16 protein-coding genes and 1 riboswitch are annotated in these 19,888 nt (G+C 62.0%); of the genes, 8 read left to right on the forward strand and 8 right to left on the reverse strand.

What is annotated here, in order from left to right:
• The first annotated feature begins 275 nt into the window (after positions 1 to 275).
• Positions 276 to 2,384, forward strand: coding sequence for a mechanosensitive ion channel family protein (locus NCCP436_RS10160; RefSeq protein ID WP_259651480.1), 2,109 nt, complete (start codon positions 276 to 278; stop codon positions 2,382 to 2,384).
• A 21-nt stretch (positions 2,385 to 2,405) separates the two neighbouring features.
• Complete coding sequence (locus tag NCCP436_RS10165; RefSeq protein WP_220803877.1) at positions 2,406 to 2,786, forward strand: VOC family protein; 381 nt, start codon at positions 2,406 to 2,408, stop codon at positions 2,784 to 2,786.
• A 55-nt stretch (positions 2,787 to 2,841) separates the two neighbouring features.
• On the opposite strand, the gene glnA is transcribed toward NCCP436_RS10165, so the two are convergent.
• A complete protein-coding gene (gene glnA, locus NCCP436_RS10170; RefSeq protein ID WP_220803878.1) occupies positions 2,842 to 4,248 on the reverse strand; it encodes a glutamate--ammonia ligase in 1,407 nt (468 codons plus the stop codon).
• A 326-nt stretch (positions 4,249 to 4,574) separates the two neighbouring features.
• On the opposite strand from glnA, the gene thiI reads away from it, so the two are divergent.
• Both thiI and typA read left to right on the forward strand, forming a co-directional pair.
• The gene (thiI, locus tag NCCP436_RS10175) at positions 4,575 to 6,029 is read left to right on the forward strand and encodes a tRNA uracil 4-sulfurtransferase ThiI (protein WP_220803879.1); all 1,455 of its coding nucleotides are present in this window, start codon (positions 4,575 to 4,577) and stop codon (positions 6,027 to 6,029) included.
• A 160-nt stretch (positions 6,030 to 6,189) separates the two neighbouring features.
• A complete protein-coding gene (gene typA, locus NCCP436_RS10180; RefSeq protein WP_220803880.1) occupies positions 6,190 to 8,007 on the forward strand; it encodes a translational GTPase TypA in 1,818 nt (605 codons plus the stop codon).
• 68 nt (positions 8,008 to 8,075) lie between these two features.
• Here the strand turns inward: typA and NCCP436_RS10185 are convergent, their stop codons facing one another.
• The gene (locus NCCP436_RS10185; RefSeq protein ID WP_220803881.1) at positions 8,076 to 8,807 is read right to left on the reverse strand and encodes an RNA methyltransferase; all 732 of its coding nucleotides are present in this window, start codon (positions 8,805 to 8,807) and stop codon (positions 8,076 to 8,078) included.
• Positions 8,807 to 10,429 (reverse strand): NAD(P)/FAD-dependent oxidoreductase, encoded by a 1,623-nt coding sequence (locus NCCP436_RS10190; RefSeq protein ID WP_220803882.1) that lies wholly within the window; start codon positions 10,427 to 10,429, stop codon positions 8,807 to 8,809. The genes NCCP436_RS10185 and NCCP436_RS10190 overlap by 1 nt, the downstream gene beginning before the upstream one ends.
• Positions 10,430 to 10,690: 261 nt before the next feature.
• Here NCCP436_RS10190 and rlmE point away from each other — a divergent pair, with 261 nt between their 5' ends.
• Complete coding sequence (gene rlmE / locus NCCP436_RS10195; protein ID WP_220803883.1) at positions 10,691 to 11,311, forward strand: 23S rRNA (uridine(2552)-2'-O)-methyltransferase RlmE; 621 nt, start codon at positions 10,691 to 10,693, stop codon at positions 11,309 to 11,311.
• 16 nt (positions 11,312 to 11,327) lie between these two features.
• Here the strand turns inward: rlmE and NCCP436_RS10200 are convergent, their stop codons facing one another.
• Entirely contained in the window at positions 11,328 to 11,945 is a 618-nt protein-coding gene (locus NCCP436_RS10200; RefSeq protein ID WP_220803884.1) for a trimeric intracellular cation channel family protein, read from the reverse strand.
• Positions 11,946 to 12,064: 119 nt separating this feature from the next.
• A riboswitch (glycine riboswitch) is annotated at positions 12,065 to 12,150 on the reverse strand.
• A gap of 91 nt (positions 12,151 to 12,241) precedes the next feature.
• A complete protein-coding gene (gene gbcA, locus NCCP436_RS10205) occupies positions 12,242 to 13,531 on the reverse strand; it encodes a glycine-betaine demethylase subunit GbcA (RefSeq protein ID WP_220803885.1) in 1,290 nt (429 codons plus the stop codon).
• Between the two features lie 313 nt (positions 13,532 to 13,844).
• Between gbcA and gbcB the strand changes: the two genes are divergently transcribed.
• A complete protein-coding gene (gbcB, locus tag NCCP436_RS10210; protein ID WP_220803886.1) occupies positions 13,845 to 14,948 on the forward strand; it encodes a glycine-betaine demethylase subunit GbcB in 1,104 nt (367 codons plus the stop codon).
• Positions 14,949 to 14,958: 10 nt separating this feature from the next.
• Here the strand turns inward: gbcB and NCCP436_RS10215 are convergent, their stop codons facing one another.
• From NCCP436_RS10215 to NCCP436_RS10225, 3 genes are all read right to left on the reverse strand, one after another.
• Positions 14,959 to 16,155: an MFS transporter gene (locus NCCP436_RS10215; RefSeq protein ID WP_220803887.1), complete on the reverse strand. Its 1,197-nt coding sequence runs from the start codon at positions 16,153 to 16,155 to the stop codon at positions 14,959 to 14,961.
• A 24-nt stretch (positions 16,156 to 16,179) separates the two neighbouring features.
• Positions 16,180 to 16,644, reverse strand: coding sequence for a MarR family winged helix-turn-helix transcriptional regulator (locus tag NCCP436_RS10220; protein WP_220803888.1), 465 nt, complete (start codon positions 16,642 to 16,644; stop codon positions 16,180 to 16,182).
• A 129-nt stretch (positions 16,645 to 16,773) separates the two neighbouring features.
• The gene (locus NCCP436_RS10225; RefSeq protein ID WP_220803889.1) at positions 16,774 to 17,814 is read right to left on the reverse strand and encodes a low specificity L-threonine aldolase; all 1,041 of its coding nucleotides are present in this window, start codon (positions 17,812 to 17,814) and stop codon (positions 16,774 to 16,776) included.
• A gap of 259 nt (positions 17,815 to 18,073) precedes the next feature.
• Here NCCP436_RS10225 and NCCP436_RS10230 point away from each other — a divergent pair, with 259 nt between their 5' ends.
• Together NCCP436_RS10230 and glyA are read left to right on the forward strand one after the other, a co-directional pair.
• Positions 18,074 to 18,373: a hypothetical protein gene (locus tag NCCP436_RS10230; protein ID WP_220803890.1), complete on the forward strand. Its 300-nt coding sequence runs from the start codon at positions 18,074 to 18,076 to the stop codon at positions 18,371 to 18,373.
• A gap of 781 nt (positions 18,374 to 19,154) precedes the next feature.
• A partial coding sequence (gene glyA / locus NCCP436_RS10235) for a serine hydroxymethyltransferase (RefSeq protein WP_220803891.1) occupies positions 19,155 to 19,888 on the forward strand: 734 nt, incomplete at its 3' end.

A 19,888-nucleotide genomic window follows, 5' to 3' on the forward strand; every position in this document is an offset into this window, starting at 1 on the left:
CAAGTATGAGGCACCATGGCTGTGATCTCGGGCTACAAATGGCGCACGGTTATCCATTCAGATGAAGGCTCCGTCAGGTGCAGGGTGGACGGGGTTTGCGCTAGGCGCAGGTCAGGTGTTGTGTCGGGGACTTCTGGCAGCTGTCGGCAAATCCCAGATTGCAATTGGCATCGTCATACTTGTACACCTGGCCCGGGAGGCGAGCGCTGGGCGTTAGGCGGATTTTGATGGGGGTGTAAGTGAAGGGACTTAACCGGGTACTGGGGAGTATGTTGATGCTGCTGAGCCTCTCAGTCAGCGCGGCTTTGCCAGGGCTTGGCAGCGTTACGGCTGACAAGGAGCAAACGGTGTCAGCCGAGCAACTGGATCAGTCGCTCAAGCAGGTCATCACCGTGTTGGAGAGTGACAAGCAGCGCACGCAACTGGTGGACTCGCTCAAGCAGTTACGCGAATCCAATGCCAAGGTTGCGCCGACGCCCCCCGGGGTCATAGGACTGCTTGGGGAAACCCTGGGCTCGCTGGAGAAGCAGTTCCAGGGCAACAAGAGCCCCAGCAGTCTGTGGGGACAGAAATTCGCGGACGCGGCACAAGAAGTACGTGAGCGCTGGATCAGTTGGCAGCAGTTGTCCGGAACGCTACTGGATTTTTCACAGGTTTTGTTGGTTTGGGGCGCCGTGGCGGTAGCGCTGCGCTGGCTGGCCAGTCGTCTGCAACAGCGCTTTGGCTTGTCCCAGGAGTTGCCGCAGCAGCCGTCGACACGTGATCTGGTGCTGTTCGCCCTGCGCAAGCTCGGACCGTGGGTGATAGCGTTTGTCATCACGCTGTACTTTTCCGTGGCGCTGAGCAGCTCGCTGGGGCGCATGCTGGCGCTGGTTACCGCCTACGTACTTGTCTGGGGCACCCTGTTCGCGGCCCTGTGCGTGATTTGCCTGTCCCTGCTCAGCGGCCCGCACCGCACACGAGCCTTGAGCATTCTGCGCCGCCGGGCGTTTCATCCGCTGTGGCTGATCGGCAGCCTGGCGACCTTGGGCGCGGTGATGCATGACGGCCGAGTGATGGAGGGGCTGGGGGCATCGGTGGCGCAATGCATTGGCGCGTTGGCCAATATCCTTGCAGCGCTTTTGACCGGCTTGTTCGCCCTGCGCTACCGCCGACCTGTTTCTCACCTGATCCGCAATCAGCCGTTGCAGCGACGACTCAATGGCGGTGTCACCCGTGAGTTGATCGAGCTGGTAGGGCGCTTTTGGTACCTGCCGGTGCTGATATTAGTGGGTATTTCGCTGGTGGCGACCGTGCTGACCGGTGGCGATAGCGCGTCGACCTTGCGTAAGGCGTTGATGTGCTCGGCAGTGGCGGTGATGGCCCTGACGGCCAATGGCCTGATCAGTCGTGCGCAGCGCAAGCCGAGTCGCGTTGGCCATCGCCCCAGCGCCCCCTATGTAGCCCAACTGCGCAAGTTCATCTTCACCCTGGCGCACATGGGCAGTCTGCTGCTGTTTGTGGAAATCGGTCTGCGTGTGTGGGGCATGTCGCTGTTGACCTTCGATAGCGGCAACGATGGTGATGTACGGCGCATGGTGTTCGGCTTTGTCACTACTTTGCTGTTTGCCTGGCTGGTCTGGATTCTGGCCGACACCGCGATTCAGACGGCGCTTGGGCTGGGGCCCAAGAGTCGTAGCAACACGCGTGCGTTGACGATGTTGCCGCTGATTCGCAATGTGATCTTCGTGACCATTGCCATCATTGCGGTGATTGTGGCACTGGCCAACATGGGCATGAACGTCACGCCCTTGCTGGCGGGGGCCGGGGTGATCGGTCTGGCCATTGGCTTTGGTGCGCAGTCGCTGGTGGCTGATCTGATCACTGGCCTGTTCATTATCATTGAGGATTCGCTTTCGATTGATGACTACGTGGACGTAGGGGGACACCTGGGCACTGTCGAGGCGCTGACCATCCGCACTGTGCGCCTGCGCGATCTGGATGGAGTGGTGCATACGGTGCCCTTTAGCGAGATCAAAACCATCAAGAACTACTCGCGCCAGTTTGGCTACGCCATGTTCCGCTGGCCGGTGCCGGCGACCATGGCCATCAATGATGCTCAGGCTCTGGTGCGTGAAGTAGCCAAAGACCTGCGCGATGACCGCGAGGTCAGCCGCAATATCTGGTCGCCGCTGGAGATGCAGGGTATAGAGAGCTTTGACAACGGTCAGGCGATCATGCGTTTTCGTTTTAAGACCGCGCCGATCAAGCAATGGGAAGTGCAGCGTGCGTTTAACCTTTTGCTGCGCCAGAAACTGGATAAACTCGGCCTGGAGCTGGCCATGCCGCGCTTGAATGTAGAGCTTTCACGTCGGCCCAGGGGCAATCCCGAGGCCGATCAATAGCACCTGTACGGTAGTACAACCATGTTCAGTCACATCATGCTGGGAGCCAACGACGTGGCCGCCTCCAAGGCGTTCTACGATGCCATTCTGGCAACCCTGGGCATTGAGCCAGGCGTAATCGACAGCAAAGGTCGCTGCCTGTATGTCACGCCCAAGGGAGTGCTTGGGCTAACCCGGCCGCTTGACGGCAAGCCAGCCAGCAAAGGCAACGGTAGTACCATCGGCTTTGCCGCCGATAGCCCTGAGGCTGTGGAGGCCTGGCATGCTGCCGGTCTGGCGGCTGGCGGCACCGCCTGCGAGGATCCGCCTGGCGTGCGTTCGAGCGACGGGCGCTCGATGTATCTGGCCTACCTGCTGGATCCGGCCGGCAATAAGCTGTGCGCCGCACACTTTATGCGCTGAATTTAAGCAGGCGAAAAAAAGCCCGGGCATTGCCCGGGCTTTTTCGTTGCGCAAATTAGACGCTGTAGTACAGGTCGTATTCGAGCGGGTGTACGAAGGTACGTACTTTGATTTCTTCTTCGGCTTTGAGCTCGATGTAAGCATCGAGGAAGTCGTCGGAGAAAACGCCGCCTTTGGTCAGGAACGCACGGTCGGCGTCCAGCGCTTCCAGAGCTTCCTTCAGGCTGCCGCATACCTGCGGGATCAGCTTGGACTCTTCCGGCGGCAGGTCGTACAGGTTCTTGTCTGCGGCATCGCCCGGGTGGATCTTGTTCTGGATGCCGTCCAGACCAGCCATCAGCAGTGCAGCGAAGGCCAGGTAGGGGTTGGCAGCCGGATCCGGGAAGCGCGCCTCGATGCGGCGAGCCTTCGGGCTGGATACGTACGGGATGCGGATCGAAGCAGAACGGTTGCGAGCCGAGTAGGCCAGCATGACCGGTGCTTCGAAGCCCGGCACCAGACGCTTGTAGGAGTTGGTCGACGGGTTGGTCAGGGCGTTCAGTGCCTTGCCGTGCTTGATGATGCCGCCGATGAAGTACAGCGCGGTTTCGGACAGGCCGGCATAGCCTTCACCAGAGAAGGTGTTCTTGCCGTCCTTGGAGATGGACATGTGCACGTGCATACCCGAACCGTTGTCGCCATACAGCGGTTTCGGCATGAAGGTGGCGGTTTTGCCGTAGGCATCAGCCACGTTGTGTACGCAGTATTTCAGGGTCTGAACTTCATCAGCCTTGGCAACCAGGGTGTTGAACTTCACGCCGATTTCGTTTTGGCCAGCGGTGGCCACTTCGTGGTGGTGTACTTCGACGACCAGACCCATCTCTTCCATGGCGTTGCACATGGCGGTACGGATCTCGTGATCGTGATCGACCGGCGGAACCGGCACATAACCACCCTTGGCGGCAGGACGGTGGCCCTTGTTGCCGCCTTCAACGTCCTGGTCGGTCATCCAGGAGCCCTGCTCGGAGTAGATCTTGAACATCGAGCCGGAGATGTCGGATTTGAATTTGACCGCATCGAAAATGAAGAACTCGGGCTCCGGGCCAACGAATACGGTATCACCGATGCCGGTAGACTTCAGGTACTCCTCGGCGCGTTTGGCAATCGAACGCGGGTCGCGGTCGTAGCCCTGCATGGTGCTCGGCTCGATGACGTCGCAGACCAGAATCAGAGTCGGCTCTTCGGTAAAGGGATCCAGTACGGCAGTTTCGTCGACCGGCATCAGGATCATGTCGGAGGCTTCGATACCTTTCCAGCCGTGGATGGACGAGCCGTCGAACATCTTGCCAGCTTCGAAGAAGTCCTCGTCGAGCGCATCACGGGCGGGCACCGTCATGTGGTGTTGCTTGCCCTTGGTGTCGGTGAAGCGCAGGTCGACCCACTTCACGTCGTGTTCTTTGATCAGTTGAACGGCCTTAGACATGTTGTCCTCCAGATGGAAAAGGCTCTTTCTCCGAGCCCCGAATGTGCGGTGAAGCCCGGCGGGATAGTCCGCCAGGGTGCCCTGCCTCACAAGGGAGCAAATTGCATGCCAGCGCCCTTAATTGGGCGGAGGGCTCTGAAATGCGGCCCTTTCACGGGGCATGACTTTTTATCTGGTCTTGCGTGCACCAATAGTGTGCTCTTTTTTGGTGCGAGGCATTGTTTTGGTGCGTTCTGGGTGTTTTAAGGATTTTGGTCAAAGGTTGAGCAGTTTCCGCTATAATTCGCGCCCCTGTTTTTTCGTCCCCTGGTGTGGGCGTCCATTTCATGAAGCTGATCGTCAAAGTTTTCCCGGAAATCACCATCAAGAGCCGGCCGGTACGCAAGCAGTTTATTCGCCAGCTGGCGAAGAACATCCGCAGCGTATTGCGTGATCTCGATCCCGAGTTGCAGGTGACGGGGGTCTGGGACAACCTCGAAGTGGAAACCCGCAAGGACGATCCGAAGCTGCTGGCGGAAATGACCGAGCGCCTGCGTTGTACGCCCGGCATCGGTCTGTTCCTGGAAGTGAACGAATATCCGCTGGGTGACCTCGATGACATTACCGAGAAGGTCAAACGGCATTACGCCGAGCAGTTGCCGGGCAAGATTTTCGCCGTGCGCTGCAAGCGTGGCGGCAAGCACACTTTCACCTCCATCGAGGTAGAGCGCCATGTCGGCAGCCGCCTGCGTCAGGAATGTGCGGCCGCCGGCATCGATCTGAAGCACCCGGAAGTCGAGGTGCGTCTGGAAATTCGCGACCAGCGCCTGTTCGTGGTGCACAGCCGCCATGAAGGCCTCGGTGGCTACCCGCTGGGCTCGCTGGAGCAGACCCTGGTGCTGATGAGCGGCGGTTTCGATTCCACGGTGGCGGCCTACCAGATGATGCGTCGTGGTCTGGTGACCCATTTCTGCTTCTTCAATCTCGGCGGTCGTGCCCATGAACTGGGTGTGATGGAAGTGGCCCACTACCTGTGGAACAAGTTTGGTCGCAGCCAGCGCGTGCTGTTTATCAGTGTGCCGTTCGAGGAAGTGGTTGGCGAAATCCTGTCCAGGGTCGACAACAGCCAGATGGGCGTGATCTTAAAGCGCATGATGCTGCGCGCCGCCACCCGGGTGGCCGAGCGCCTGGAGATCGAAGCGCTGGTCACCGGCGAGGCGATCAGCCAGGTTTCCAGCCAGACCCTGACCAACCTGACGGTGATCGACTCGGCTACCGATATGCTGGTGTTGCGCCCGCTGGTCGCCAGCCACAAGCAGGACATCATCGACACGGCTACGCGTATCGGCACCGCCGAGTTCGCCAAGAATATGCCCGAATATTGCGGTGTCATTTCGGTCAACCCGACGACCCGTGCCCGTGGCTACCGTATCGAGAAGGAAGAGTCGAATTTCGACATGACCATTCTCGACCGCGCCCTGGAGCGTGCTACCCAGTTGCCCATAGACAAGGTGATCGATGAGCTGGGCAAGGACGTGCAGGTGGAGGAAGTCCATGAGGCGCTGGCCGGGCAGATCGTGCTGGATATTCGCCATCCGGATGCCGCCGAGGACGATCCGCTGGAGCTTGACGGTATCGAGGTGCGCCAGTTGCCGTTTTATGCGCTTAACAACAAGTTCAAGGAGCTGGACGAGAATCGCCAGTACCTGCTGTATTGCGACAAGGGCGTCATGAGCCGTCTGCATGCTCACCACTTGCTGAGCGAGGGGCATGCCAATGTGCGCGTTTATCGCCCGGCATAAGCGTCCCGGCATGCACGGCGGCAGTATCCGCCACCGCCCTCCCGACGTACGGCGCGGTACCGGCCGCGCTCATCGCCTGTAATAGCTGAACCGATCTTTTGCTTTTTCGTGCCGGACAGTCCGACGCTGCCCGGGCGAGCCAACCGACGAGACCACACCTGTGATCGAAAATCTGCGCAACATCGCCATCATCGCCCACGTTGACCATGGCAAGACCACTCTGGTCGACAAACTCCTGAAACTCTCCGGCACCCTCGATCGCAAGGAAGCCGAGAATGAGCGCGTGATGGATTCCAACGATCAGGAACGTGAGCGCGGCATTACCATCCTGGCCAAAAACACCGCCATCAAGTGGGGCGACTACCGCATCAACATCGTCGACACCCCCGGACACGCCGACTTCGGCGGCGAGGTGGAGCGTGTGATGTCCATGGTCGACTCCGTACTGCTGGTGGTCGACGCCCAGGACGGCCCCATGCCGCAAACCCGCTTCGTGACCCAGAAGGCGTTCAAGGCCGGCCTGCGTCCGATCGTCGTGGTGAACAAGATCGACCGTCCGGGTGCGCGTCCTGACTGGGTTATCGATCAGATATTCGACCTGTTCGACAATCTCGGTGCCACCGACGAACAGCTGGACTTTCCGATCGTCTATGCCAGCGCTCTGAACGGCATCGCCGGTCTCGATCATGAAAACATGGACGACAACATGGACGCTCTGTTCCAGGCGATCATCGACCATGTGCCGGCCCCTGAGGTGGATTCCGAGGGTCCGTTCCAGATGCAGATCTCCCAGCTGGACTACAACAGCTTCCTCGGTGTGATCGGCATTGGTCGCATCAAGCGCGGCCGGATCAAGGCCAACAGCCCGGTGGTGGCCATCGATGCCGAAGGCAACAAGCGTACCGGTCGTATCCTGAAGATCATGGGCCACCATGGTCTGCAGCGTGTGGAAGTGCCGGAAGCCGAGGCGGGTGACATCGTCTGCGTTTCCGGCATGGACGAGCTGTACATCTCCGACACCCTGTGTGATCCGGCCGCCGTCGAGGCGCTGCCGCCGCTGACCGTCGACCAGCCGACCGTGAGCATGACCTTCCAAGTCAACGACTCGCCGTTCGCCGGCCGCGAAGGCAAGTTCGTCACCAGCCGCAACATCAAGGAGCGCCTGGAGAAGGAGCTGCTGCACAATGTGGCGCTGCGCGTCGAGCAAGGCGACTCGCCCGAGAAGTTCAAGGTTTCCGGGCGTGGCGAGCTGCACCTGTCGGTACTGATCGAAACCATGCGCCGTGAAGGCTTCGAGCTGGCCGTGGGCCGTCCGGAAGTGGTGATCATCGAGAAGGACGGCGAGAAGCAGGAGCCGTACGAGAGCGTCACCATCGACATCGAGGAGCAGCACCAGGGCCCGGTGATGGAGCAGATGGGGCTGCGCAAGGGCGACCTGACCAACATGATCCCTGATGGCAAGGGCCGCATCCGCCTCGAGTACACCATTCCGGCACGTGGTCTGATCGGCTTCCGCAACAACTTCCTGACCCTGACCTCGGGTACCGGCATCCTGACCTCGACCTTCAGCCACTACGGCCCGATCAAGGCCGGCGAAGTGACCAACCGTCAGAACGGCGTGCTGGTCTCCATGGCCACCGGTACCGCGCTGACCTACTCCCTGGAAACCCTGCAGGATCGCGGCAAGCTGTTCCTGTCCCCGGGCGACGAGGTCTACGAAGGCCAACTGGCCGGCATCCACAGCCGTGACAACGATCTGGTGATCAACCCGACCAAGGCCAAGAAGCTCGACAACATGCGCGCTTCCGGCAAGGACGAGACCATCCAGCTGACCCCGGCGCTGAAGTTCACCCTGGAGCAGGCGCTGGAGTTCATCGATGAGGACGAACTGGTCGAAGTCACGCCGAAGTCGATCCGTCTGCGCAAGAAGCTGCTGAGCGAGAATGACCGCAAGCGCTATGAGCGCAGCAAGGTCTGAGTTCTCTCAGGCAGAAATGAAAGCCCCGCCAGAGTGATCTGGCGGGGCTTCTGTTTTTAGGGGGGGCGTCATGCCCGGAGGCTGAGTTCGTAGGCGCAGAGGGTGACGCTGCTGGCCAGGTTGAGCGAGTCGATCAGGCCGCTGCCGGCGATGGTGAAGGGGGTCGCAGCGAGTTGCTGAAGGGCTTCGGCTGGCACGCCGCGGGCCTCGTTGCCGAAAAGGTAGCAGTCGAAATGGCCGAAGGCCGGATCCGGCAGGTGCGTACCCTGCATGTCGAGGCAGGCGATGCGCGGGTAACGGCGGGTCAGCGCGTCGAGGCTGACATCCTGTTCGAAGGGGGTGTGGAAAATCGCCCCCATACTGGCCCGCACCACCTTGGGGTTGAACGGGTCGACGCTGCCAGGGCTGAGCAGGCAGCGGAAGCCGCCGAACCAGGCCAGGCTGCGCAGGATGGTGCCGAGGTTGCCCGGGTCCTGCACCTCATGCAGGTAGATCGCCTTCTCCCCCGTCGCCGGCGCGCTGGCTGTCAGCGCCGCATTCGGCACGACCGCGATGATTCCTTGCGGGGTCTTGGTATCGGCGATCTGCGCCATCTGCCGCTCACTGATCAAGCGGGTATGGAACGGGCTTGGCCAGTGCTCATAGGTGCTGGTGACATAGAGCTCGCTGCGCGTGAGCAACGGATTGTCCTGCGCGGCCTTTTGCAGTTCCAGCACCAGATGCTCGCCCTCGACCAGGAAGTGGCCGAGCTGCTCGCGGTGCTTCTTCTGCTGCAGCTTTTTGATGTCGTCGAGTTTCATCAGTGGGCGGCCTGGCTGGCGAGTATCGACTTGGCCACCGCCTCGGCGACGCGGATGCCATCTACCCCGGCCGAGAGAATCCCGCCGGCATAGCCGGCGCCTTCGCCGGCCGGGTACAGGCCGCGCAGGTTCAGGCTTTGCAGGGTCTCGTTGTCACGGGTGATGCGCACTGGCGAAGAAGTGCGGGTTTCGATGCCGGTAAGCACCGCATCCTCGCGGTCGAAGCCTCGGATCTGTCTGCCGAAGGCCGGCAGCGCCTCGCGAATCGCTTCGATAACATCCGCCGGCAGCGAGGGTGCCAGGTCTCCCAGGCGTACGCCTGGCTTGTAGGACGGCAGCACCTCGCCGAACTCGCTGGACGGTACGCCCCGTATGAAGTCGCCGACCAGTTGTCCCGGAGCGCAGTAGTCGCTGCCGCCGAGGATGAAGGCGTTGGACTCCAGACGCTCCTGCAACTCGACGCCTGCCAGCGGGCCGCCCGGGAAGTCCTGCTCAGGGCTGATGCCGACCACGATGCCGGCGTTTGCATTACGCTCGTTGCGCGAATACTGGCTCATGCCGTTGGTAACCACGCGCTGCGGCTCGGAGGTGGCGGCGACCACGGTGCCGCCCGGGCACATGCAGAAGCTGTAGACGGCGCGGCCGTTGCGGGCATGATGCACCAGTTTGTAATCCGCTGCGCCAAGGGCCGGGTGACCGGCGTACTTGCCCAGACGGGCCTGGTCGATAAGGCTCTGCGGGTGCTCAATGCGAAAGCCGATGGCGAAGGGCTTGGCCTCGATGTGCACCTGCCGCCGTTGCAGCATGCGGAAGGTGTCGCGGGAGCTGTGTCCGAGAGCCAGGATCACGTGGCGGCTGTGCAACTGTTCGCCGCTTTCCAGTACCACGCCGTGCAACTGGTCGCCTTCGATCAGCAGGTCGGTGACCTTGCTCTCGAAGCGTACCTCGCCGCCCAGGGCGATGATTTCCTCGCGCATCGCGGCGACCACGCCGGTCAGACGGAAGGTGCCGATATGTGGCTTGCTGACATAGAGGATCTCTTCCGGTGCACCAGCGCGGACGAACTCGCTCATGACCTTGCGACCGTAGAACTTCGGATCCTTGATCTGGCTGTACAGCTTGCCGTCGGAGAACAGCCCGGCTCCGCCTTCGCCGAACTGCACGTTGGATTCGGGGGTCAGCACCTTCTTGCGCCACAGTGCCCAGGTGTCCTTGGTGCGTCGGCGCACGTCCTTGCCGCGCTCCAGTACGATGGGGCGAAAGCCCATCTGCGCCAGCAGCAGGGCAGCGAATAGCCCGCAGGGTCCGAGGCCGACCACTATCGGCCGCTCGTTCAGCCCTGCTGGAGCCTGGGCCACCGGATAATAATGTGTATCCGGTGCCGGGCGCACATGCTTGTCGCCGGCAAGGCGAGCCAGTACTGCAGCCTCGTCACGTACCTCAACATCAAGGATGTAGATAAACAGGATCACGCTGTTCTTCTTGCGGGCATCGTAGCTGCGCTTGAAGATCTGCAAGCCGAGCAGATCCGTGTCGCTGATCTGCAAGCGCCGGACGACGGCCTGGCGCAGTTCGTCGGCACTGTGATCGAGGGGCAGGGCGAGTTCGGTGATGCGAATCATGGCGTGATCCTGGCCGGTCTGTCCGGCAGAGGAGAATGAGGGGAACCGGCAATTGTACCTGCCGGCCGTAGTACTGTCAGGGGCGGATGCTGGATTTCGTATGGCCGGGGCTGGGGATGGGCTTATAATTGCGGCAATTTGGCAGCCGATGACCTTATCTGGACGCTGCGGCCGGTGGCTCAGGCGGTTGATGTCGGCCATAGGCCTGTTCCTGGCCCGCGTTCTGGGCTGCCCTTCACCCGATTCTGGCGCAAGGTTCCGATGAAACGCTCGAAAAGCAGCAGTCGCTGGCTGAATGAACACGTTAATGACCCCTATGTGAAGCAGGCGCAGAAGGACGGCTACCGTTCGCGCGCGGCCTACAAGCTGATCGAGCTTAACGAGAAGGATCGCCTGATCCGCCCGGGCATGTTGCTGATGGATCTTGGCTCGGCGCCCGGTGGCTGGTCACAGATCGCCGGGCGGCTGGTGGGCAGCGAAGGGCGGGTGATCGCCAGCGACATTCTGCCGATGGATTCGCTGGACAATGTCGATTTCATCCAGGGCGACTTCACCGACGACAAGGTATTCCAGCGCATCTTGGAGGTGCTCGATGACCGTCAGCCTGATCTGATCATCTCTGACATCGCACCCAATATCAGCGGTGTTGCCGCCGCTGATCAGGCCTCGTCGATGTACCTGGTCGAGCTGGTGCTGGACATGGCGCGGCAGGTGCTCAAGCCGGGCGGCAACCTGGTCGCCAAGGTATTCCAGGGCGAAGGTTCCGACGAATACCTGCGTGACGTGCGCACCTCATTCGAGAAGGTGGTGGTGCGCAAGCCGGCTGCCTCGCGCCCGCGTTCGCGTGAGGTGTACGTGGTGGCCAAGGGCTTTCGCGACTGAGCGTAAACCGCTGTCTTTAGTGATACCAGCGTTCGGCGTAGGAGAAGGTCGGCAGCGATAGTTTCCAGCGGATGGCTACCAGGCGCAGAGCCAGGCCGCTGCTGAAGGAAGCGAGCAGGTTGATGTCGTGATCGACACCCAGATGCATAAGGCCCAGGTAAAGCAGAGCGACCAGCAGCGAGACGCTGGCGTAGAGCTCCTGGCGTAGTACCTGTGGAGTGCGGCTGCAGAGAATGTCGCGCAGGATGCCGCCGAAAATGCCGGTGATGATCCCGGCCATCACCACCACTACGGTGGGGTAGTTCAGGCGCAGCGCCACATCACAGCCGATTACCGTGAAGGCGATCAGCCCCATGGCGTCGAGCAGCAGGAACAGGTTTTTCAGGCGGTGCATGACGCGGGCGATCAGCATCGTCAGCAAACCGGCGGCGATCACCGTGTAGATGTAGGGCGGATGTTGAGTCCAGTTGATCGGGTAGTTGGCCAGCAGGATGTCGCGTACGGTACCGCCACCTAAGGCGGTGATGAAGGCGATGAGGGAAACCCCGAACATGTCCATATTGCGGCGGCCGGCGGCAAGCGCACCGGACATGGCTTCGGCGGTAATTGCTATCAGATAGACGTAGAGCAGCACACAGAATTCCTGCGTTCGGGTGCCTCTCCCTCTGTCCTGTTACCTGAGAGTTTGTGCAGCGTGCCGGCTGCTTGCCCCTTCGGTGGCTGCTCTGGGCAGCGTCTCTCCAGTTGGCATGATGATGGCTCGCAGTGCGGGTGCCTGAGCGATTATGGGAGTTTGCGCCGTCGGCGGAGGCGGTGCCTCTCTCTCCTGCGAGGGACGCGGATTATACGCGGAATCCGGCCAATGGCCAGTCGAGCTGACGAAGCAATGGGGAAAGGCCGGCGGCGCGCAGCCGCCGGCTCGTGGCAGCCTTAGCGAGTTGCCGCTTCACGCAGCTGCGCGGGGGTATCGCCGAGGTTGTTGAGCATGCGTTCGCTGTACCAGTCGAGGAAGTTGATCACGCCGAACTCGTAAGTCTTGGAGTACGGTCCCGGCTGGTAGGCGGTGGAGTTGATGCCGCGCTGGTTCTCCTCGGCCAGGCGGCGATCCTGGGCATTGGTGGCATCCCAGACTTCGCGCAGGCGGGCCACGTCGTAATCGACACCTTCCACGGCATCCTTGTGTACCAGCCACTTGGTAATGACCATGGTTTCCTGGGCGCTGATCGGCCACACGGTGAATACGATCATGTGATCGCCCATGCAGTGGTTCCACGAGTGCGGCAGGTGCAGGATGCGCATCGAGCCCAGATCCGGATCGGTGATGCGCCCCATCAGCTTGTTACAGCCCGGCTTGCCGTCCATGGTCATGGACACGGTGCCCTTGAGCAGCGGCATACGCACGATGCGGTTACGCAGGCCGAAGCTGGCGTGAGCGTACGGAATCTTGTCCTTGTCCCAGCGCGCGGTGCATTCGGCGACCTGATCCTTGAATGCCTGAGTGGCACGCGGGTCGGTGACGTCGTCCCACTCCAGCAGGGTGTTGAGCAGTTCCGGGTGCGAACCGCTGCAGTGGTAGCACTCGCGGTTGTTCTCGATCACCAGCTTCCAGTTGGCCTGTTCCATCAAGGTGGTTTGTACCGCCACCTTGGTGTTCTCCATGTCGTAGGGTTCCATGTAGTGCTCAAGCGTTGCCAGGAACTCATCGATGGCAGGCGGGTTTTCCGCCAGGGAGATGAAGATGTAGCCGCCGGCGGTTTTGCAGTGCACCGGCTTGAGGCTGTAGTCGGCCATATTGAAGTCGTCGCCCATCTCGGTGCCGGCGAACAGCAGTCGACCATCCAGTTCGTAGGTCCACTGGTGATACGGGCAGACCAGCTTGGCGACCTTGCCCTTGTCGCTTACGCACAGGCGCGAGCCACGGTGACGGCAGACGTTATGGAAAGCGTGAATCTTGCCTTCGGCCCCACGCAGCACGATCACCGGGTTGTTGCCGATTTGCACGGTCAGGAAGTTGCCCTTGGCCGGGATTTCGCAGGTCATTCCGGCGATCAGCCACTCCTTGTGGAAGATCTCCTGCATGTCGACCTGGAACAGACGTTCATCGTTGTAGAACGGCTGCGGCAGCGAGAAGGTGCGGTCGCGCTCGTGCAGCATCTGTGCAGTGGCCTTGCGGACGGGGCCCAGCGGGTCGCCTAGGCTCAGATTCTGGGTGCAGTCCATGTTGACTCCTCATTGGCCGGCAGGTTGCGCCTGCCGAAAAAGTGGCTGATACGGTAAGTGCCGCAAGGTGTCGATCAGTCGCTGCTGCCTGCGTGGGCATGCATGCTTTGGTGAGGCGGAGTGTGGGCCCGGGCGATGGGTAAACCTTATCCACGGGCGACATGGTCGGATGCGTTTCCGACGCGGCAGACCGCGCTGCGGCTGGCAGGTCGCGATAAGTATGCGAATGTCGTGAATGGATAAACGGCCATTTGCGGCCTTTCGCACAATCGTTTCCATATAGGCCGATACCCGGCCGTGTGGAGAGCCGTTCATGAGCACTAACGCCTTCCTAAACCCGGTAACGACCCAGACCTGGACCAATGGCCGCCACCTGGTGCGCTGCGTCAAGGTGATTCAGGAAACCTGGGACGTGCGCACCTTCTGCTTCATGGCGGATCAGCCGGTGCTGTTCTTCTTCAAGCCGGGTCAGTTCGTCACCCTGGAGCTGGAGATCGACGGTCAGCCGGTCATGCGTTCCTACACCATTTCCAGTTCGCCTTCTGTGCCTTACAGCTTCTCCATCACCATCAAGCGGGTGCCTGGCGGCAAGGTGTCGAACTGGCTGCACGATAATCTCAAGGAGGGTGACGAGCTTCCGGTACACGGGCCGGTCGGTCTGTTCAACGCCATCGATTTTCCGTCCGACAAGGTGCTGTATCTCTCCGGTGGTGTCGGCATCACCCCGGTGATGTCTATGGCGCGCTGGTTCTACGACACCAACGCCAACGTCGACATGGTCTTCGTGCATAGCGCCCGTTCGCCGAAGGACATCATCTACCAGCGTGAGCTGGAGCACATGGCGGCGCGCATCAACAACTTCAGCCTGCACGTGATCTGCGAAAAGCACGGCCTGGGCGAAGCCTGGGCTGGCTATCGGGGCTACCTGAACAAGCCGATGCTGGAGCTGATCGCGCCGGACTTCCTCGAGCGCGAGATCTTCTGCTGCGGGCCGACGCCCTACATGGCTGCGGTGCGCAAGCTGCTTGAAGCGGCCGGCTACGACATGCAGCGTTATCACGAGGAGGCCTTCGGTCCGACCCCGCCGGAGATCCGGGCCGAGGTCAAGGAGCTGGCCGCCGAAGCAGCCGATGCGCCGGAGTTGCCGCTGGCCGAACTCAATCAGGTGGAGTTCATCAGCACCGGCAAGAGCATCCGTGTGGCGCCCGGCGAAACCGTGCATGCTGCTGCGGCCAAGCTCGGCCTGCACATTCCCAAGGCCTGCGGCATGGGCATCTGCGGCACCTGTAAGGTGATGAAGACGTCAGGCGAAGTGGAGATGGAGCACAACGGCGGCATCACCGACGAGGATGTGGCCGAGGGCTACATCCTGTCGTGCTGCAGCGTGCCGAAGGGGGATGTCGCCATCGATTTCTGATGGCGAACCTTCAGTTGCCCCGCAGGTTGCTGTGGCGCGCGACCAGCACGCCGAGGGTCAGGCTGGCCAGCACCACGCAGCTGCAGAAGCCGGTCACGGCCACCGTCATGCCCCAGTGATCGGCGATCCAGCCCATGCCCATCATCGGCACGATGGCGCCGACATAGCCGGCCACCCAGTAGGTGGCCACCAGCCCGGAGCGGTTGTGCGGCTGGGCGATGCGGCTGACGATCTTCGACCCGGTCATCATCGACAGGCCGTGGCCGAGCGCCGTCAGCAGCACGCCGGTGGCGAACAGCAGCGTTGAGCCTTGCGAGAAGTTGAAGATCATCAGTCCGTTGCTGCTGGCCATGGCCAGCATTCCCGCAGCCCCGGCCACGAACAGCTGCAGGCGTGAACAGAGCACCTGCAGGCCCGCCGAGGTGAAGAGGATCGCGGTGATCGCCGCACCACCGACGATCGGCCCGTGCCAGCTCACCATGCGCTCGAGAAACAGCGGCGCCAGCGAGGCATACAGGCCGAATACGCCGAAGGCCAGCAGCGGAAAGCCACAGGCCAGGACGAATACCCCGCGGTTCCCCGCTTCCGGCCGAGTCAGGCGCGGCAGGCAGTTGTGCAGGCACTGGCGCAGCGTGACCGGCTTGCCGTCTGCCGCTGGCGGCAGGCCGTACAGGCCGGCCAGCGCCAGGGCGCCGAGCAGCAGGCTGGGTACATAGGCGAGCAGAAGCGGCTGCGGCAGCCACTGGCCGACGATGCCGCCGAGCAGCGGGCCGAGGCCGAAGCCGAAGGCGATCAGCACGCTGGTCAGCATCGACACCCGCGCCCGTGCCTCTGCCGGCGACAGCTGCATCAGGCCCACGGTGCCCGATATGGTCAGCATGCTGGCGGCGATTCCCACCAGATAGCGTCCCGTGGCCAGGCTGGGGACGTCCCAGGCCAGCAGCGTCAGCAGGGTGCTGAGCAGCATCAGGATCACCCCGTAGCGCATCACCCGGCGAAAGCCGAGCAGGTCGGAGAGCCGGCCGAACAGCAGCAGACCGGTGAGCGAGCCGAGCATGTAGATCACGTAGATCAGCGATATCTGGCTGACCGGCAGGCGCCATTGCTCCTGGTAGATGGGGTAGAGCGGGCTGATCAGCGCTGTGCTCATGCCGCCAACGATTATGGCGAATGCGACCCGGAAGAAGGGCGTGCCGAGGCGTTTCATGGGCTCATCCTGCATGCTGATGGGTCACAGCTGGGCGAAGCGCCGGAGGATCTTCTCCAGGGCGGCGCGGGTGATGTGTCGTTCCTCGTCGCTGAGGTCGGCGAGCAGTTGCTGTTCGATTTCCAGGCTGCGCTGGAGTATCTTCCTGGCGATTTCCCGGCCGGCCTCGGTCAGCGAGATGCATTTGGCGCGGCGATCCTGCGGCTCGTGGTGCCACTGCACCAGCTGGCGCTCGCGCAGCTGGCCGAGCACCCGCACCAGCGACGAGGTGTCCAGCGCCAGGGCCTCGGCCAGTGCCTTCTGGCGCATCGGCTGGTTGTGTGCGTAGAGCGCCAGCAGCGGCGCGCGGGTGGCATCGGTAAGCGCCAGGTCCCTGAAACTGAGGTCGACCTGGCGCCGCCACTGGCGATACACGCCCCCGATCAGCAGGCCCAGGCGCTCGCGCATCTGCTGCCGCGTTTCCGGGCAGTCGGGAGAGTTGGTTTGCATGTCAACCATTCTGCTCCCGGGCAGCGGGAGCAGCAACTGCGGGCGTGCGCAAAGTCTGCGCGGTGCCGGTGCCCGGTCGGATGACCTGCAGATGACGGATGCGGGAAGTATCGCCGCACGCCGTCTGGATCAGGCGCTCATCACCTCGCGGATATCGGCGGCCAGTTGGCGTACGCGGGCTTCGTCGGTATCCCAGCTGCACATGAAGCGTGCGCCACCGGCGCCGATGAAGGTGTAGAAGCGCCAGCCGCGCGCGGTCAGGGCGGCGATGGCCGGTTCCGACAGTTGCAGGAACACGCCGTTGGCCTCCACCGGGAACATCAGGCTGACCCCCGGCACGTCCGCCACCAGCGTGGCCAGCATCTGCGCGCAGCGGTTGGCATGGTTGGCATATTTGAGCCAGGCGTCATCCTGCAGGATGCCGACCCAGGGCGCCGACAGGTAACGCATCTTCGAGGCCAGCTGGCCGGCCTGCTTGCAGCGGTAGTCGAAGTCTTCGGCCAACGCCTTGTTGAAGAAGATGATGGCCTCGCCCACGGCCATGCCGTTCTTGGTGCCGCCGAAGCACAGCACGTCGACGCCGGCCTTCCAGGTCAGTTCGGCCGGGTTGCAGCCGAGGAAGGCGCAGGCATTGGAGAAGCGCGCGCCGTCCATGTGCAGGTGCAGGCCCAGCTCCTCGCAGACCTGGCTGATGGCGCGCACTTCTTCCGGGCGATAGACGGTGCCGACTTCGGTGGCCTGAGTTAGGGTGACCACGCGCGGCTTCGGGTAGTGGATGTCCTGACGCTTGAGGGCGATCTCGCGGATGGCCTGCGGCGTCAGCTTGCCGTTCTCGGTTCTGGCCAGCAGCAGCTTGGAACCGTTGGAGAAGAACTCCGGCGCGCCGCATTCGTCGGTCTCGACGTGGGCGGTCTCCGAGCAGATCACGCTGTGATAGCTCTGGCACAGCGAGGCCAGGGCCAGGGAGTTGGCGGCAGTGCCATTGAAGGCGAAGAACACCTCGCAGTCGGTCTCGAACAGGCGGCGGAAGTGGTCGGCGGCGCGGGCCGTCCATTCGTCATCCCCGTAGGCGCGCTGGTGGCCACGGTTGGCCTCGGCCATGGCGGCCCAGGCTTCGGGACAGATGCCGGAGTAGTTGTCGCTGGCAAATTGCTGGGCGTTGTCGGGCATGGGCGCATTCCTTCTGCTGGTGATCCGGCAATAGGCCGGCAAAGGCGCACTTTAGCGCCGCTGGGCGATGACAGAAGTCCGTAGCCGCGACGAGTTGTTGTGTTGATGCGTACTGGCCGGTCATGGAACGGACTGCCGTTCGACCGGCGGGGGGAACTTGACTGGCGTCGCGGGGCTCACTATCTGGCAGGTCGCGCAATTTCGCGTGGCCGGGCTGCCGGGTCGAGACCGGCTCCCGCCATCAGAGAAGGAGTTTCACATGCCCTACCGTCATCTGCTCGCCCTTGCCCTGCCGTTTTCCATTGTCCTGTCTGCCGGCGCCGCCGAGTGGTCGGCCCAGGCTCGCAGCGAGTTCGTCCAGCAGTGTGTGGCCGGTGCACCTACGGGATACCAAGAGGCAAAACTGAAGGCTTATTGCGACTGTGCTGCTGACAAGGTCAGTGCCGAGTTCAGTGAGAGCGAGTTGCAGGCCATGACTCGCCAGTCACCGATGGATCCTGCCATGCAGCAGCGCCTGCAGAAGGCCTCTGGCAGTTGTGCGACAAAGCTCAGCTCCTAATTGCGTTGCAAGGCGGCAGTACGGAAGGTGCAATTCGACGCTGTAAGCGCGTGTTGCACAGCCTTTTCTGTCGCCGCCTTCGTTATTTTCCCGTCACTTTCTCCGGACAAATAATGCACGCTGGTGCCAGAGTCAGGCAGGCTCCGGCCTGGCGAAAGATATCCACAGATTTGGCACAGGAGTTTCCACTGTTACTGTGCGCAGATCGGACGTCCGAACTGTAGTCTGCCGCTTTCCTGTCCGTCTGACGCCAGGCTCGACCAGCTCTGGCCTGTGGCCTGGGCTCAACAGTCTATGCACAGTTTCATCCACAGATTCTGTGCATATCCGGCCTTGGCTTGCGGTGAGCCCTTCCCTTGTTCTCGGAAGCACTCCGCGCAGTGGTCGCTGTGCGGATTTCGAGCAGCTGCCCGCATCCCGCACTGGATGTGTTCTACAGGCATCTGGCTACAGATTATCCACAAGGTAGTCCAGCGCTTCTGTGTATGAGTCAAAGCTGTCTTGCTCAGAAACTGTACGCCGCGCCCCAAGCCACGGTTTTGCTGGCGCCTGGCCTTTTCTTCAACGTTTTTCCACAGCTTGATCCCCGGTAATTGTGCGCAACGCGCAGCGCCTCAGGCGGGCGCCTGTTTGCGACAGAGGTATGTCGCAAACGAATGCTCTCGCGGCGTTGGCAGGCATTTGGGGGACTAGGGGCGGCCCTACCATCGTTGCATAGGGCCAGTCGGCCCGCCGCTCACCCCGTTAAGACCGCCATCCGCAGGCGCTGCAGGAGATCAAGATGTTCAGCAAGCAGGATCAGATTCAGGGTTACGATGACGAGTTGTTCGCCGCCATCAGCCAGGAGGAGCGTCGTCAGGAAGATCACATCGAGCTGATCGCCTCCGAGAACTACTGCAGCCAGCGCGTGATGCAGGCCCAGGGCAGCGGCCTGACCAACAAGTACGCCGAAGGCTATCCGGGCAAGCGTTATTACGGCGGCTGCGAATACGTCGACAAGGTCGAGCAACTGGCCATCGAGCGCGCCAGACAGCTGTTCGGTGCCGACTACGCCAACGTCCAGCCGCACTCCGGCTCTTCGGCCAACAGCGCCGTGTACCTCGCGCTGCTCAATGCCGGCGACACCATCCTCGGCATGAGCCTGGCCCACGGCGGTCACCTCACCCACGGCGCCAAGGTGTCGTCCTCGGGCAAGTTGTACAACGCCGTGCAGTACGGCATCGACGAGAACGGCCTGATCGACTACGACGAAGTGGAGCGCCTGGCTGTGGAACACAAGCCGCAGATGATCGTCGCCGGCTTCTCGGCCTACTCGCGGGTGCTGGATTTTGCCCGTTTCCGCGAAATCGCCGACAAGGTCGGTGCCTACCTGTTCGTCGACATGGCCCACGTCGCCGGTCTGGTGGCTGCCGGCCTGTATCCCAATCCGATTCCGTTTGCCGACGTGGTCACCACCACCACCCACAAGACCCTGCGCGGCCCGCGTGGCGGCCTGATCCTGGCCCGTGCCAACGA

It is taken from the genome of Pseudomonas sp. NCCP-436, assembly GCF_019656335.1.
Lineage (GTDB): Bacteria > Pseudomonadota > Gammaproteobacteria > Pseudomonadales > Pseudomonadaceae > Aquipseudomonas.